Origin of the sequence: Opitutus sp. (genome assembly GCA_024998815.1) — a bacterium.
GTDB lineage: Bacteria > Verrucomicrobiota > Verrucomicrobiia > Opitutales > Opitutaceae > Rariglobus.
Window position 1 is genome coordinate 924,965 of the sequence record JACEUQ010000001.1, and the last position, 14,505, is coordinate 939,469.

The window sequence follows — 14,505 nt, forward strand, 5'->3', positions numbered from 1 at the left end:
ACCCGCTGCTACAACTCCATCGAAGAGGCCGCCCCCGAGCTCCCCTCCGGCCCGCTGCACCTAGCAATCGGCATGTTCGACGGCGTCCATTTGGGGCACCATGCGGTCATTGAGTCGGCAGTGCATTCAGCCCAGCGCAGCGGCGGGGTTGCCGCCGTCCTCACGTTCTGGCCGCACCCAAGCCGCCTATTCCGCCCGGATTCGCCCGTGCAGTTGATCATGACTCCGGCCCTAAAAAACCGGCAGTTAACCCGACTCGGGGTGGACGCGGTCATCACCCAATTATTTGACCGTCCGTTCGCCAGCATCGAGGCAGAAGAGTTCCTGCCGCGGCTCAAACGGTTGTTACCCAACCTAGCGACTATCTATGTGGGCGAAAACTGGCGCTTCGGCAAAGGCCGACTGGGTGATATACACCTGCTCGTAAACTCGGCCCGGCACTTGGGCATCAACGTGGTGAGCGCCGAGCGGATTAAGCAAAACGAGGAGCCGATCAGCAGCACCCGTATCCGCACCTACCTGGCGGAGGGAAAAATGGAAGAAGCCAATGCGCTGCTGGGCTACAGCTACTTTGCCGAGGGCGTAGTCGCCCCCGGCAAGCAACTCGGGCGCAAACTGGGGTTTCCCACCCTCAACGTGGTGTGGGAACCCGACCAGCGCCCCCGCTTTGGCGTTTACACCGTGCGCGTGTCAGGCCCCAAAACCGCAGTCCCGCTGCCCGCCGTGGCCAACTACGGCCTGCGCCCCACGGTGGAAAACTCAAGTATTCCCCGTCTGGAAATTCACCTGCTAGCCCCCTGCCCCTTTGACGCTGGCGACGCGTTACTCATCGAATGGCTCAGCTTCCTGCGCCCGGAACAGCGCTTCGACGGAGTGGAGGCCCTGCGCACGCAAATCGCCGCTGACCGCGCCGCTGCCTTGAGCTGGTTTGCCCACCACCCCAATCTGCGGCCGGCGTAAAAGCACTCACCGCACGTGGTGGGCCGTGAACGATTTACGGGCCACGCTGAGCAGTTGGTCATCGCTCATATGATGCTCATTGACCCCGAGGGTGCCGATAATGCGGCCCGCCAGATCGGGATGGTGGGATTTCACCCAACCGACAAATTGCAGCATGCAACTGCTCGTACCGGTGCCGTTTCCCAAAATCAGGATATTGGGGGCCTCCGTTAATGCCTGGGCGACCGAGGCGAAAAAAGTGTTCTGCCCGTGGGGCTCTTTGCCATGCGAAAAGTCGACGGAATCAACCGTGTGCCGAAAGTGATCGGTCGGCTCTGGGGGCTTAACCAGGAGTGCTTGGGTGCCGTGCTGATCTGAATTAAAAATCCGGGCCTGATGGTGGTCGATCACGAGGACCCAATGCGCCGTGGGTTCGCCGGTTTCGGGCGGAAGCTCCTCGGTGCTAAGCAGAAAATCGCGCAGGGCGTTGAGTTCATTGATATCGCTGACCTCTTTGGTCAAAGGCTCGCGCAGAACCAGCGTCTGGCCGCGCCGGGTGCAACGCAGGCTCCCGTTCGGCTTTTCTTCGACGTGGCAGAGGTCGCGGAGCATGGCGATCACCTCGCGCCACTCGATGTTATACAAAGTCGGATGCTGGAAGATGCGATTGTAGGTCTGCAGATGACTATCAGTCAGGGACATAATTGTGTTCATGGGGTATATAACGGGGGCATTAAGTTGATCAATCGGGGCGTCCGCATAGGGCAAATTGCGGGTGCCATAATAATGCCATCACCGGCGCGTCCGGGCCATGGGGTGTATCCCGAACTTGGCGACTCAGCAGACCTCGTTCACCTCATTCTCGGCGGGCCCGAAGGTGGCCATGCAGGAAACCCCACAAGGCGGTTCTCCGTGGTGGTTGGCTCGACACTTACAGCGAAAGCCGCAGGCCGTCGTAGGCAAACTCCACGCCCAAGGGCAACTTCTCGGCCCATTCGACATGGCCGGTGAGGTGGGTCAAATGCGTCAAATAGGTCCGCGGCGAGCCGATTGCCTCGGCGGCCTGCAGCGCCTCCGCGATGCTCATATGCGTGGGGTGCGGATCGGGGCGCAGGCCGTCCAACACCACCACGGCCGAGCCCTTGGCCAAGGCCACAGCCTCGCTGGTAACCAGCTTACAGTCGGTATAATAAGAAAACTTAACCCCGCTGCTCCGCTCGGTGAAAACCAGCCCAAGGGTGTTGACGCCGCCGTGCGGCAGCAGGGTGGATTCGATGGTCCCCTGAGGCAACTCGATGCGCGCGGGCATGGACTGCAGTTTAAAGGCGACGTAGCCCTTGGAAATAGGCTTATCGGCGATCGCGTAGGGGTACATGGCGCGAATGCGCGTCATGCCCTCCTCGGTCGAATACACCGGCATCGCGGCATTGCCGAGCAGGTCACAGTAACGGCGCAGGTCGTCCATGCCGGCGATATGGTCGGCATGACCGTGGGTGAGCACGAAAAAATCGATCCACTCGATTTTCTCACGCAGGCACTGGAGCCGAAACTCGGGGGCTGCGTCCACCTGGATACGCAACCCGTCCATGATCAAATGGATGGAGCAACGCGTGCGCTGGTTGCGTGGATCCGTGGACGTGCAAACGGCGCAGTCACAGGCGATCATGGGAACGCCTTGCGAAGTGCCGGTGCCGAGAAAGATCACGTCCATGGTGGTTTAAACGAATACACCGAGCGCAGGCGGAGCAAGCGGAAGAAAAACTTCCGCAGCGGGGGTAAGGGACAATTCTCTCAACGTGTTGTTGTGCCTCGTCACCCTCGCGTCCATCGGCTCCCGCGTTTTCACACGCGGGATGATGCGCGGCCCACGGCGTTACCCGGCTTCGAACGAGGAAATCGTTTTGAATTCCAAACGATAGCGCTCCGCTCTTCCGCCACGTCGAGGTTACCCGTTTATATAAAACGTATATTCGCCTTAAAAACCGCCCGCCCTGTTGATTTCATCGCTTATATCATTAGCCTAAGCGGTGCCGCACGCAGTTCGGCACGCCGTCCAGAAACCACCTCACTACTCCAGAAGGGCGTTATATGAAAATGACTCACTACGGTCGGTCTATCGGGCTAGCCATGCTGGCCCAACTCGGGTTAGTCGCCTTATCCAATGCGGCCCCACCCCCAGAAACAGTTAAATACATTCAACTTTGGAATAAACTCGGATCTCCCTATGAGGTTACCCACAGCGAAGTGGGCCCCAATGGTGAAATTATAGGCGCTATTTATTATCAAGCCGGCCATGACGGCAACGGCTTCCGCTCAGCAGTCCGAACGGGGGACCTTAATACCCCGAACAATTACGTTGTTTTTAAGGACTTACAATTAGCCCCGAAAGGCGAGCTGGAGTTTTGGTATACCCCCTTCTGGAACAGCCCGGCCGTGGGGCATGTGGTCGACCTCATGTATTACACCGCAAAGGGCTACACCTCAAACGATGTCTGCATGTCATTTGCCTACAATGATTGGCAAAATCGAGGGGGCACTTGGCTGGCGGATAAACCCGGCGTGGACGGTTCGATTTGTTATTTTTATCCAGGCAGCGACCCCAAGTGGACGGTGTCCACACCCATCAAAATCACCTTGAAATGGGATGGGGCATTGCCGGCGTTCACGCCCAAACTGGATTTACTCTTTAACAACAGTACGCCCGCCCCCTATGAACAGGCAATTTGGGGCAATGGTGGGACTATGGTGTGGAGCACCCCGATGGACTTGCTGGTGGGCTGCCGCCCCTACCCAACGACCTGGGTGAACCACCCATGGGAACCCAACGTCGATGGGGTCATCGATGAACTCAAAATTTGGGCCTTCACCACCCGCCCCGTTGCCAACGCCGGCCCGGACCAGGGCGTGATCAAAAACGACTGGGTCCAACTCGATGGCTCCGGTTCCTTTGATTTTGATGGAGAAACGATTACCTATGCATGGAACCTCGCCAGCAAGCCGCTAGGAAGTTCCGCAACCCTATCCAGCCCCACCTCGCCCACGCCACAATTCCAAGCAGATCTAATTGGCGCTTATAAGGTGGAATTAATCGTCAGTGACGGCCATGTCACCAGCAGCACGGACAGCGTAATAATAAACGCGATAACCACCGAGGCAGCGTTTCTTTCGCTTGAGAAATCCGTGCATAATTTGGTGAACAACGAGTCATTAAACTCCGGCCAGGAGACAGCCTTAATAACAAAACTGGAACACGCGCTAAGCAAACTCCCCAAGAATGAAAAAGTGGCGATTAACATGACCCAAGCCTTCATCCAGCAAGTTATGGATTTGATTGCCGATGGGGTTCTTACCCTGGAAGAAGGCGCCCCATTGATCAAACTTGCCGAAAACATCATCACCAACCTGAAAAACAATTAAGTGGGTATCCGCTTCACTCATGTAGCCCCAAGGGGTTGTGGTTTGTGCGGTTCGATATCTGGGGGGTGGTCTGATCGACAATCATGCGGTAGGTTAATGGCTCTACCATAGTTGATTGCTGAACTAAGCGATAAAAGAGCATTCCTCGGCTTTTCGAAGTGCGGCGGTTAAAACGGAATGTGAATTCGTCGAGATAGTAGTCGAGGTGCTTGTACCCAACGGATCCTTGGTGAGTCCCTAGAAGCCAACGCTTTAAAAGTGAGATAACTCGGTGTGCACGGGGCAAAAGGTCGTGTGCCTTACTGGTGCGTATCACGCTTACTTCGTGAGTGTAGCCAAGTTTACTCAAACCCGAGTACCCCTTCCATCCATCGGTGTGCACCGTGCTTCCTGGGGCGATGTTCGCCTGAATGAACCCCAGTAAATTTTCGGCGGATGCGCTCTTGATGACGCTTAATCTGATACGTCCGCTGCGCTTCCCAACTTTTTCGACAGCAACCACAATCAATGCCTTATTTTGCGTTCCTCTGCCTGGATGGCCCTCCTCTAATCCGCCGAGATAAGTTTCATCAACCTCAACTCTTCCGTTCAGTAAGTCTCTGCCCGGTCGCACCATCGCACTCCTCAGCTTGTGCAACCAAGTCCACGCAGTCTGATACTTCCTCAGCCCCAAAACTCGCTGTAAGCCAAGTGCACTGGCCCCATTTTTCTGGGTCGTCAGCCACCACATCGCTTGAAACCACACCCGCAACGGCGTGCGTGTGTCTTGAAATACGGTACCGACGGTAACAGATACCTGCCTTTTACAAGCACAACATTGCCAGAGTATTACCCTAATCTTCCATGCCTTAGTGCCGCCGCAATACGGACACACGAAGCCTTTCGGCCACCTCAGCTTTACAAGATAGGCCCGGCACGCCTCTTCAGTTCCAAACCACGCATCAAACTCCTGTAAATCATGCGGGTACTCGTCCATTCACTGTGACCACAATTGGTTGTGCCTACATGAGTCAAGCGGATACCCACTAACAATTAATACCACCCACCCGAAACCTTTAGGCAGTGGTTTAATCCAAGCCCGAACGTCGGTCGGGCTTTTTCATCGGAGGGATGACCTCCATTTCGTCCCAGCCCGAACCAACCCAAACGGAGGTGAGCCCCTCGGACTGCCGGCCTGTAATCAGGCGCAACCCGCTTTTCTGATTGGGCCCCTTTTAACCCCAATGCCTGTAAGGCATGGCCAAGATAGATTTAATCACCTCTAAATCAAGACCATGGGCGAGACGCCCATGCCACGTTACGAGCCGATGAAAGGGCGGGACGCCCAAGGCACTCGGCCCCGTCCGGACGTAGCATGGGCGTCCCGCCCATGGGATTGCTGCTGTGTCGGTTATGGTACTTTTAGGAATGCCTTACAGGCATTGCTTTTAACCCCAAATTAATATCAGGCGTTCTGATTAAGGGTGCCCAAGCACTCGGCATTCAGAGTGATACTACAGAGGAAATCTGGCCGCCGGAGCAACGGCCTGAGCCGCCACGCCCTCCCCCCGGGCGGCAGTTTGCCCGGTCTGCCGACACGCACCACCGCCCACCGCGAGCACCAATTGATCCGCAACTCCCGAAAGGGCCATCGATTGGCGATGAAGATCAGCCGCCGTCACCGCCGACTCCTCGGCACTGGAGGCGGCGCGCTGCTCAAATCGTATCCATTTGCGCCACCGTGGACGTAATCTGCGTGATCCTTTATTTTTCCAGACAAGGAACCGATCGCGATAGTCGGCTCCGGAGTTCGGAGCTAAACGACGACCGCCCGCCCGCCTACCACTTTCGTGAGCTCCCCAACACTTTGACGCAGTGAGTCAGCTTGCACGCTGAGCGATTCGGCGACTTTGGTGTGAGCGGCGGCGCGAACACCGTCTATTTCTGGCGGTTACAAAATCACCTGTCGTAAAAGCCGATGACCGGCCCCGCCAGGGGCCGATCATCAGGCCCGGTCAGCTTGCAGGTTCGTCGGCCAGGCGGTCTTTCATGCGGTAGGATTTGCCCTCGATGACGACGGTCTGGGCCCGGTGCAGTAGGCGGTCCAGGATCGCCGCGGTGATGCCAGCGTCGTTGTTAAAGATCCCTGCCCAGTGTTTGTAGGCCTTGTTGGTGGTGACGATCAGCGAGCCGCGTTCGTAGCGTTGGCTGACGATCTGGAAGAGCAGGTCGGCCCCCGACTTGTCGAGCGGCAGGTAGCCGACCTCATCGAGCACGAGCACCGCAGGGGTCATGTAACGCTTCAACTCGGCTTGCAACCGGTGCAGGGACTGGGCGGTGACCAGGGCGTTGATCGCGTCCACCGCCGTCGTAAACAGCACCGTGTAGCCCGCCTGGCACGCCGCGTAGCCCAACGCGCTCGCGAGATGTGTCTTCCCAAGCCCCACACCACCGCAAAACACCGCGTTGGTGCGCTCCTTGACAAAGCCCAGTTCGAAGAGGTGCCGCACCTGCGCTTCGTTCAACTCCTTGGGCCAGTCCCACTGGAACTGGTCGACGGTTTTCTTGACCGGGAAGCGCGCTGCCTGGATGCGCCGCTCCAGCGCCCGGATCTGGCGGTCCTGGGTCTCGGCCTGCACCAGTCGGCGTAAAAATTCGGCGTGCGAACAGCGCGCCTTGGCCGCCTCGGCCGTGAGTTCGCCGTGGTGGCGCAGCAGGTAACCGAGTTTCAGGTACTTGAGTTGATCTTTTAATAAATCGGTTTTTTCGGGTTCTGTTTTCATTGGGTATAGGGGCTTAAATCCGGGGGACGCAGTTCGAGTTCCAGTGCGGCCAACGCGTCGGCGCGGGTGAGGTGGATCGGCCCGGCTTGCGGCAAGGCCCGCGCGCGTTGTTCGAGCAAGTTGAGGATGTAATCGCTGGAGTAGGCGCCGAGTTCATGGGCGCTTTCGATCGCCCGGCCGACTGCCTCCGTTCCATACAGGGCCACCAAACCCACGATAGTCGCCAGGTGGTGTCCCGCGTTGAGCCGGCGCTCCTCCAGCCCCCGTTGGTAGGCGGGTGCCGCCGGGCTCAGTTCCAAAAACCGTAGCCGCAGGCGCTGCCGCGCCCCCTGCCGTTTGCGCTCCTCGAGTTCGCGCACATGCTCGGGGTTTTCCACATCGGCGCGGCGGGCAAAACTGCGGGCATGCTCGGCCACCAGGGTGCGGTCCGCATAAAACCTCACCTGCGCCCCCTCGATCTGCGCGGTGAGTAGCGCCCCGGCAAACTTCGTGGGCACCGAGTAGCGGTTCGTTTCGATACTCACCCGGCACCGCCGCGACGCCCGCACGCTTAAGGTGCGCACCGCCGGACTGGCCACCGGGTTAAGCGGCAGGAGCGCAGCGCGCTCCTCGGGCAGCCGGTCCACCGGCCGGCCCTGGGTTTCAGCGTGAACGCGCACGTTGGCCACCGTTTCCAGCCACAAGCTGGCGGCCGGCCCCAGCTCGGTAAACCCGTTCATCTGCCGCCCGCCAAGGAAGCTTTTTTTCACGTAACCCACCGCGTTTTCCACCATGCCCTTGGACTGCGGATGCCCCGGCCCGCACGCTTTTATCGTAAACCCGTAGTGCCGGGCAAAGTCCAGGTACTGGGCGTTGTACACCGGGTCGGTCCCGGGCACATGCGAGAGGACGGCCGTCTTGCAGTTGTCCACCATCACCTCGCGCGGCACCCCGCCGAGTTTTTCAAAGGCGCGCCGGTGACAGCCCAGCCACCACTCCTGGCCCTGCCCGAGGGTAAATTCCACATGCAGGAACCGGCTGTACCCCAAAACCATGACGAAAAAACTTAAAGCCCGCCGGGTGCCGTCCACCTCCACCGCGCCAAAACTGCCCCAGTCCACCTGCGCGGTCTGGCCGGGGGCAAACTTGAGGGTAAGAAACGCCTCCAGGTTCCTCGGCCGCACCCGCCGCACGTAGTCTTTCAAAATTGAATACCCGCCCGTGTACCCCCGCTCGCGCACCTTTTGCCAGAGCTGCATGGCGGTGAACGGATGGGCCTCCAGCCAGCGCGCGATCGCCGGCTTGTGCACGTCGAGCTTGCTTGGCCTAGGCACCTGCGCGGCCTGGCTGCGCACGTACTTTTCCTGCGCCTGCCAGCGCCTCACCGTCTGCACGTGCAACTGGAGCGAGCGGGCGATTTGCGGCGCACTGTGACCGGCCGCCTCCGCCTGTTTTATCCGGCAATACAGTTCGTAATCGATCACGCGCCCACCTCCCGGCTCGGCGGCGGCGTTGCCGCCAGCGTGTGCGTTGGCCTGCCCCGGTCCAAGGAGAGCACCTGGTAAAGTGGCGCGGCGTAGGCGATCACCCCGGCCTCGATTAACTGCCGGCGCGCCTCGACCAGGCCGTCCTCGCTGAGCGTGAGCAGCCGGGCCAGGGTGCGCGTGGCGTAGTAACTCAGCCCGTCGGCGTCGCCCACGGTGACCAGGACCAGATAGAGGCCCCAGGCGGGGGCACTGGCCCGCCCCAGGTAATTGCCCCGCACCAGCCGGTGGTCCAGCCAGCTAAACTGGGCCGGCGTGCGCCGGAGTTGTTCGCGATCGATCGGTTGTTTTTGCATAATCGGGCGGCTGGACGTCGATGCCCAGGATCACCCGCCCCCGGGATTGCAGGTGTCGCAGCATGGGTTCGAGGTCCTCTTGTAACGTCACTCCGGCGAACTGCGCGATAAGCCCCACGAGCACAGGGTTTTGCGACTCCCATCTGTCTTGTAACGGCACGCAGGGATTCGGTAACGCCACCTCGGCGACCGGCTCGGCTTTAGGCTGGTGCACAACGGATTGCGTAGTTGGGATGTCTTGTAACGCCACCCGCCGTCGCGGCCCCCTCCGCCTTGAGTACCCCGGATTGGCCTTCCGCCACTCCTGCACCCGTTGGACATTTTCTGGGCCTTTCCAGTGGTCGAGGTTCTCCGGCTTCGCCAACCATTTGGCCTGACTGGCCGCCCGGCTCGCCCGTCGGCATCCCGGCTTCCCGCAGTAGCGCTGACGCTCGCGGTTATGCGCGTCGGGCAGAAAGAAATCGACACAGTGCAAACACTTGCGTGAACCGGTTGGATGCATCGCTGTGCATCCGCCAAGCGTCCCGCCGGTTCAATCTCCACCCATTCGCACCCCTCATATCCCCAGCCGGACAGGGAAGAAAACCCACCCACGGAAGAAGAGTATTACTCTTTTTAAGGGGAAGAAGATCCACCGAAGAAGAAGTGCATTCCTAACCGCCAGAAATAGACGCTTTCCCGCTCGCCGCTCACAACTTTGGCGCCTTCCTCAGTTTGGACTACACTCGCTTGCACAATCGCGTCCATCTGGGTGACCGAGTTATTGAGCATCACAATGCCTTGGGTTTGCTCGTCCGAAGCGAGTGATATCTCGGCGACCAAGTCATCGACTGCGCGTGATTTTTCGGCGATATCGCGTAACCGACTCGAAACTTGGCCACAAATCTCGACGCCACGGTTACTCTTATCCAAAGAATCGGCGAGTTTGACGGCGGTCTCCTTGGACGCACTCGCACTGCGTTGGGCGAGCGCACGAACCTCATCGGCAACCACCGCAAAACCAGCCCCCGCTTCACCGGCACGGGCAGCTTCAACCGCTGCATTGAGCGCCAAAATATTGGTTTGGAACGCAATTTCGTCGATGGTTTTGATGATTTTTGAAATTCCCATGCTGGACACCTTTATCGCCTCCATCGCCGTGTTCATCGATTCCACTTCGCCCGTGCCAGCTTCGGCGGCGGTGCGGGATTCACTGGCGATACGCTTGGCCTGCTGCGCCGATTCAGTGTTCCGCTTAGCCATACTGGCAATCTCTCGGAGCGCTGAGCTGGTTTCCTCCAGCGAGGCGGACTGAGTGGATGCGCCTTCGGCCAACATACGCCCCGATTCCGACATTTGCGTGGCGGCGGATAAGACAGAGTCCGAGCTGACATGCAGTTTTTGAGTAATATTCGAAATGCGACGACTGATACGACGAGCAATCATGAACGCTACAGCGCCACCCACCAGAATACTCAAAGCCGAAACCCCCAAACTGACCTTCGAGGTTAAATTAATCTGATGCGCAATGGTGTCTTGCCCGGCGGCAAATTCGGTCTCGGCAAAATAACGCAACTTCCCCACCTGCTTCTCAACCAATATGATACGATCTTCAAAGAAATCGGTGTCGGTACCGGCTGCCGCGTTGGCTAGAGCAAGGTCACAGGACTTGTCGAACTGCACGACCAGCGCGCTCAACAACTCTTGGGCAGCGGCATCGAGTTCGCGTTTCTTTAATGCAGCGACCCCCGCATTAAACCGGGCCCGACCAATGAAATTCAAATCGGCCACCGACTCCGAAAATAAAACGAGCAGAACAGGCCGCCCCAGCTCAGCGAAAGCCTTGGCGTCAATTACGCCCAGGGCACTGGAACGTCGGTAGACTTTGGAAAGAGCTTCACGCTCTTCTGCCAAGCGTTTCATCGTGCCGAGGCGGGTATTCGCCAGATCAAAAGCCTTATCAGCGGCCCCACCTAGTTCAACCATATCGGTGGCAAGTTTACCCACCAATTCGCCTACCGTGAGCGGAGCCGCCGCCTCTTCGGTCTTAACCTCGTCCGCTTTCGGCTTTGTCTCGTCTGCTTTTAAGGCTGTAACGGGAATCACGCTATTGTGCAGCGACTTATAATTATCCCCGGCAAACTCCTTAATAATGACATTGACCGCAGTCAGCTTGACTCGACTGGCCGCCTGAAGGGTCGCGATGTCACTGAGTTGCTTCGCTGAAAACGCCTTAAACACGTCTTGTCGAAGCCCTCCCGTCAGCTCAACGACTTGCACCGTCGACTGTAGTAAAGGGATATGAACACTACCGGCCTGGTTTACCGAGCGCTGGACCCCCCCCAACTCGAAATACACTAAAGCCACGACTAAGACGAAGCCTATGGCCACTACACCAACCGCACCAAGAATTTTACGGAGCATGGGGGGGGGGGGGAATCGGATGATTGAGACGATGCGTTGTGCTTACTGGGGCATTTAGGTAACACGCTTACAAAAAACAGGAGCCGACCTCTACAACAGCAGGCCTATTTGGTTAACCTTTCGGCGCTGGAGAAGGCCCCGGTAATACCGAGGAACTCATCAACTGCGAAACGAACATCACTATATATATAGTAAGCCTGAACGAAAAAGCCGGCAGAACGCCGATCGCCATCGACCGGCGCCATCAACCGAAGCTTATTTCGACAGATGAGTGACGAGTGCATTGGACTGCTCAATGCCCTCACTCATTTCCTCTTTCATATCTTTAAGATAGGACTCTTTTTTATCCTTATCGTAGGATTGGGCGGCCTTGAGAACCAACAAGGGATGTACGATAGCGTGAATCGGATCGGTGAAATGCTCATTATCCTCACTCTTCAGATCTAATCCGACCTCATGGCCAGGCTTTGCGAAATAGCCAAGGTCATGCCACTCGGTCAACAACTCGTCGTAACCGAGTTTTTTCATTTCAGGGATATTCGCAATAACCGCATTAAGCAGCTTAGCCCCAGCTGGATAAGCTTTAATATAAGCCTGAGCTAGAACCGTGCCTTCAGCGACCAAGATATCAACTTTGGCAGTGACGGTGGCGAGATCGACTTTTTGGGCGATCACCATGTCGACGACCGATTTACCTGCCACTTGATATTTGGCTCCGGCAGCGACAACCGCTGGATCAGCGGCACCCCAAAGCGAGGTGGTAGCAATTGAAACTAAACAGGTGAGGAGAACTTTGATGTATTTCATGGGGGTATAAGGGAACAGGAGTGGACGGAAAAGAAGTAGAGCTGGATTGGAGTGCGTTTAGTAGCTGGCGCTCAGGCGGAGCAGGAACATCAGGGCGTTATCCCGCGTGGAATCACTGGCGGGATGGCGAATGTACTGCAGGTCAGGTTGCAGGCTCAGGTGATCGTTGAGAACGATCGTGTAACTGAGCTCGTGCTTAATTGCGTAGATTAATGATAGTATTTCTGAGTTGGCTTCCCTTGACCTCGCGCTTGCGCCACTTGAACGGCTTGGCATTGGGCAGGTAGGCGGCGACGAAAGCGTCAATGGCCTGACTAAGTTCGGCGACGCTTCTGAAGTTCGCGCCCCGTAGCGCCTTCCTTGTTAGTATGCCGAACCAGATTTCAACTTGATTGAGCCAACTCGCCGAGGTTGGGGTAAAGTGGAAGTGGACATTGGGGTGCCGAGCGAGCCAAGCGTCGCACTTTTTGTGGGTGCAATAATTATCCAAAATCACGTGGAGTTCTCTCTCGGGCGGGTGATCCGCCACCACTTGGTCCATGAACAGCAGGAACTCCTCCCGGCGCTTAAGGGTGGTTTTCTGCGTCTTGATCAAGCCCGTGGCCACATCAAGGGCAGCGAACAAGTTGAGTGTACCGTGGCGCTTGTAGGTGCTTTTGAGTCCCTGGACGATTTTACCATTGTCGGTCTCCACGTAACCGGTGGCGCGCTCTAGGGCTTGGATGCCAGGCTTTTCATCCACACTTATCACCAATGCCTTTTCCGGTGGGCTCAGGTAGAGCCCGACGATATCGGCTGCCTTGGCTGCGAACTGCTTGTCAGTGCTCACGCACCACGAGCGCTGGCGCTGCAGGCAAATGCCCTCCTTGCGCAGCACTCGCCAGACCGCGTGCACCGAGCCGCCGAGCACACGGGCCACCGCTGGACCATCCCAGCGCGCCTGCCCCGGAGGGGGTGGCCCTTCCAATAAAGCCAGCACCCGATCTCGAAAGTCCTCACCGTAGGTGCGCTTCGCGCCCGGCCGTGCCGCATCATCCAGCCCCTTCATGCCAAGCAGCACAAAGCGATCCCTCCACTTTATTACGGTGTTCGGCCTGGTGTTGCAGCGGCGCGCCACCTCTTGCACCTGCTCGCCACTCACGCACCCAAGGATCATCCGGGCGCGCTCAACTCGCTGCCTCGACTCAATCCGGCTGGTTGCCCGTTTTTCTAGGGATTGCTGATCCCCCTCGCTACAAGTGATTCGCACGGCTTTTCGTCCCATCTACAAAGCGGATACAATATCACTTATTATTGCAAGTAAGCACTCGTAAACCTGTTCGAAATCCAGACCGTCGACGTTGGTGGCCCGATCTGCATGCACAAAACCGACCGCCAAAGTGTCCGCATCGCGGCCCGGCAGCAGGCCGATGGCGGCAACTCCGGTGTCGAGCGTCCAGCCAAAGGCGTTGCGATCCTCGGGGGCAAAGCCGGCACGCACATGCGCCTCGATATTGCCCTTCTCGCCGGTTTTCCCAGCCAAGGTGCGCTCCACTGCGGCGTAAGACCCGTAGTTGCCCGAATGCAACGTGCCGGTGCCGTCCGTATCCTCAAAGTCAGCGGTGTGCATCCAAGCGCCGACTTGGTAGCGGAAGGCCGAATTCGTCGGTGCCCAGTTCAGCTCCGAGATGATAAACGCGCCTTGGTCGTTATTAATTTCGTAGTGGGTGCCGTGGCGATTGGTCCGGTCACCGCCGTCGGGGTCGTCAAAACTGTCACCGTCATAAACGCCGAGTTTCCAGGTGGTGGTTTCACCGGTGAAGGCAAGGCGAGTGCCGAGGGCCGCCGCATAGTAGGAAGGTCCTGCATTCAGCGTGTTAGCGGAAATAAACGCAGGCCAGCCGAAGGCACCGTTGATCAAGGAGCCCCCGGGGGTGGTGCAGCAAAATTCAGTATCGGCCAACAGCGCTCCTAAGCGTACCGACCAGGCGCCGGCGGTGGCCTGCCCCCACCACTCATAAAGGCGCAGGCTCTCGTAGGCCTCGCTGTTACTGGCCGCCATATCGTCGCTCAAAAATTGATCACTCGGCCCATGGCCCTCGACCCAGAGCACGCTGGCGAACGCATTAAAACTGACCGGACGCCCCTCGACGGGTTTTTGATCCCAGGCCACTCCGGCCACCAGCGCGCCATGCAAGGAGTCACCGCCATTGGTACCGGACAAGCCGTAGGCGTTGTCCACCGAAGCATCGGCATTCACCTTGATTTCACCACCGGCCAATTCCTTGGCGCCAACGGTTAAAAGGCTGCCAGCAAACACACTCGAAACCGCCAACGCGCGAACAAATGAAGGATAGGTCATGCGCTTATGAACGGAAC

At 58.0% G+C, this 14,505-nt stretch carries 13 protein-coding genes; 2 read left to right on the plus strand and 11 right to left on the minus strand.

Annotated features, from left to right (window positions below; translation table 11 throughout):
- Positions 1–72 precede the first annotated feature (72 nt).
- Positions 73–960: a riboflavin biosynthesis protein RibF gene (gene ribF / locus H2170_04000; protein MCS6299249.1), complete on the plus strand. Its 888-nt coding sequence runs from the start codon at positions 73–75 to the stop codon at positions 958–960.
- A gap of 6 nt (positions 961–966) precedes the next feature.
- Here ribF and H2170_04005 read toward each other — a convergent pair whose 3' ends face one another.
- Entirely contained in the window at positions 967–1,653 is a 687-nt protein-coding gene (locus H2170_04005; protein ID MCS6299250.1) for a hypothetical protein, read from the minus strand.
- A 217-nt stretch (positions 1,654–1,870) separates the two neighbouring features.
- Positions 1,871–2,650 (minus strand): MBL fold metallo-hydrolase, encoded by a 780-nt coding sequence (locus H2170_04010; GenBank protein ID MCS6299251.1) that lies wholly within the window; start codon positions 2,648–2,650, stop codon positions 1,871–1,873.
- 416 nt (positions 2,651–3,066) lie between these two features.
- Between H2170_04010 and H2170_04015 the strand changes: the two genes are divergently transcribed.
- Positions 3,067–4,356, plus strand: a complete 1,290-nt coding sequence (locus H2170_04015) for a hypothetical protein (protein MCS6299252.1) — start codon at positions 3,067–3,069, stop codon at positions 4,354–4,356.
- Between the two features lie 13 nt (positions 4,357–4,369).
- Here the strand turns inward: H2170_04015 and H2170_04020 are convergent, their stop codons facing one another.
- From H2170_04020 to H2170_04060, 9 genes are all read right to left on the minus strand, one after another.
- Entirely contained in the window at positions 4,370–5,332 is a 963-nt protein-coding gene (locus tag H2170_04020; protein MCS6299253.1) for an IS1595 family transposase, read from the minus strand.
- 1,018 nt (positions 5,333–6,350) lie between these two features.
- The gene (locus tag H2170_04025) at positions 6,351–7,118 is read right to left on the minus strand and encodes an ATP-binding protein (GenBank protein MCS6299254.1); all 768 of its coding nucleotides are present in this window, start codon (positions 7,116–7,118) and stop codon (positions 6,351–6,353) included.
- The gene (locus H2170_04030) at positions 7,115–8,581 is read right to left on the minus strand and encodes an IS21 family transposase (GenBank protein ID MCS6299255.1); all 1,467 of its coding nucleotides are present in this window, start codon (positions 8,579–8,581) and stop codon (positions 7,115–7,117) included. Before H2170_04030 ends, H2170_04025 begins: the two co-directional genes overlap by 4 nt.
- A complete protein-coding gene (locus H2170_04035) occupies positions 8,578–8,937 on the minus strand; it encodes a hypothetical protein (GenBank protein MCS6299256.1) in 360 nt (119 codons plus the stop codon). The genes H2170_04030 and H2170_04035 overlap by 4 nt, the downstream gene beginning before the upstream one ends.
- 615 nt (positions 8,938–9,552) lie before the next feature.
- Entirely contained in the window at positions 9,553–11,340 is a 1,788-nt protein-coding gene (locus H2170_04040) for a hypothetical protein (GenBank protein ID MCS6299257.1), read from the minus strand.
- Positions 11,341–11,595: 255 nt separating this feature from the next.
- Positions 11,596–12,147, minus strand: a complete 552-nt coding sequence (locus H2170_04045; GenBank protein ID MCS6299258.1) for a hypothetical protein — start codon at positions 12,145–12,147, stop codon at positions 11,596–11,598.
- A 57-nt stretch (positions 12,148–12,204) separates the two neighbouring features.
- Positions 12,205–12,423, minus strand: coding sequence for a carbohydrate porin (locus H2170_04050; GenBank protein ID MCS6299259.1), 219 nt, complete (start codon positions 12,421–12,423; stop codon positions 12,205–12,207).
- Positions 12,344–13,411, minus strand: a complete 1,068-nt coding sequence (locus H2170_04055) for an IS630 family transposase (protein MCS6299260.1) — start codon at positions 13,409–13,411, stop codon at positions 12,344–12,346. Before H2170_04055 ends, H2170_04050 begins: the two co-directional genes overlap by 80 nt.
- Positions 13,412–14,488, minus strand: a complete 1,077-nt coding sequence (locus H2170_04060; protein ID MCS6299261.1) for a carbohydrate porin — start codon at positions 14,486–14,488, stop codon at positions 13,412–13,414.
- Between the last annotated feature and the right edge of the window lie 17 nt (positions 14,489–14,505).

Bases quoted from the DNA above. Each gene is read 5' to 3' on its own strand.
- ribF (MCS6299249.1), top strand. From the start codon at position 73: ATGTTCGACGGCGTCCATTTGGGGCACCATGCGGTCATTGAGTCGGCA.
- H2170_04005 (MCS6299250.1), bottom strand. From the start codon at position 1,653: ATGAACACAATTATGTCCCTGACTGATAGTCATCTGCAGACCTACAAT.
- H2170_04010 (MCS6299251.1), bottom strand. From the start codon at position 2,650: ATGGACGTGATCTTTCTCGGCACCGGCACTTCGCAAGGCGTTCCCATG.
- H2170_04015 (MCS6299252.1), top strand. From the start codon at position 3,067: ATGCTGGCCCAACTCGGGTTAGTCGCCTTATCCAATGCGGCCCCACCC.
- H2170_04020 (MCS6299253.1), bottom strand. From the start codon at position 5,332: ATGGACGAGTACCCGCATGATTTACAGGAGTTTGATGCGTGGTTTGGA.
- H2170_04025 (MCS6299254.1), bottom strand. From the start codon at position 7,118: ATGAAAACAGAACCCGAAAAAACCGATTTATTAAAAGATCAACTCAAG.
- H2170_04035 (MCS6299256.1), bottom strand. From the start codon at position 8,937: ATGCAAAAACAACCGATCGATCGCGAACAACTCCGGCGCACGCCGGCC.
- H2170_04040 (MCS6299257.1), bottom strand. From the start codon at position 11,340: ATGCTCCGTAAAATTCTTGGTGCGGTTGGTGTAGTGGCCATAGGCTTC.
- H2170_04045 (MCS6299258.1), bottom strand. From the start codon at position 12,147: ATGAAATACATCAAAGTTCTCCTCACCTGTTTAGTTTCAATTGCTACC.
- H2170_04050 (MCS6299259.1), bottom strand. From the start codon at position 12,423: ATGCCAAGCCGTTCAAGTGGCGCAAGCGCGAGGTCAAGGGAAGCCAAC.
- H2170_04055 (MCS6299260.1), bottom strand. From the start codon at position 13,411: ATGGGACGAAAAGCCGTGCGAATCACTTGTAGCGAGGGGGATCAGCAA.
- H2170_04060 (MCS6299261.1), bottom strand. From the start codon at position 14,488: ATGACCTATCCTTCATTTGTTCGCGCGTTGGCGGTTTCGAGTGTGTTT.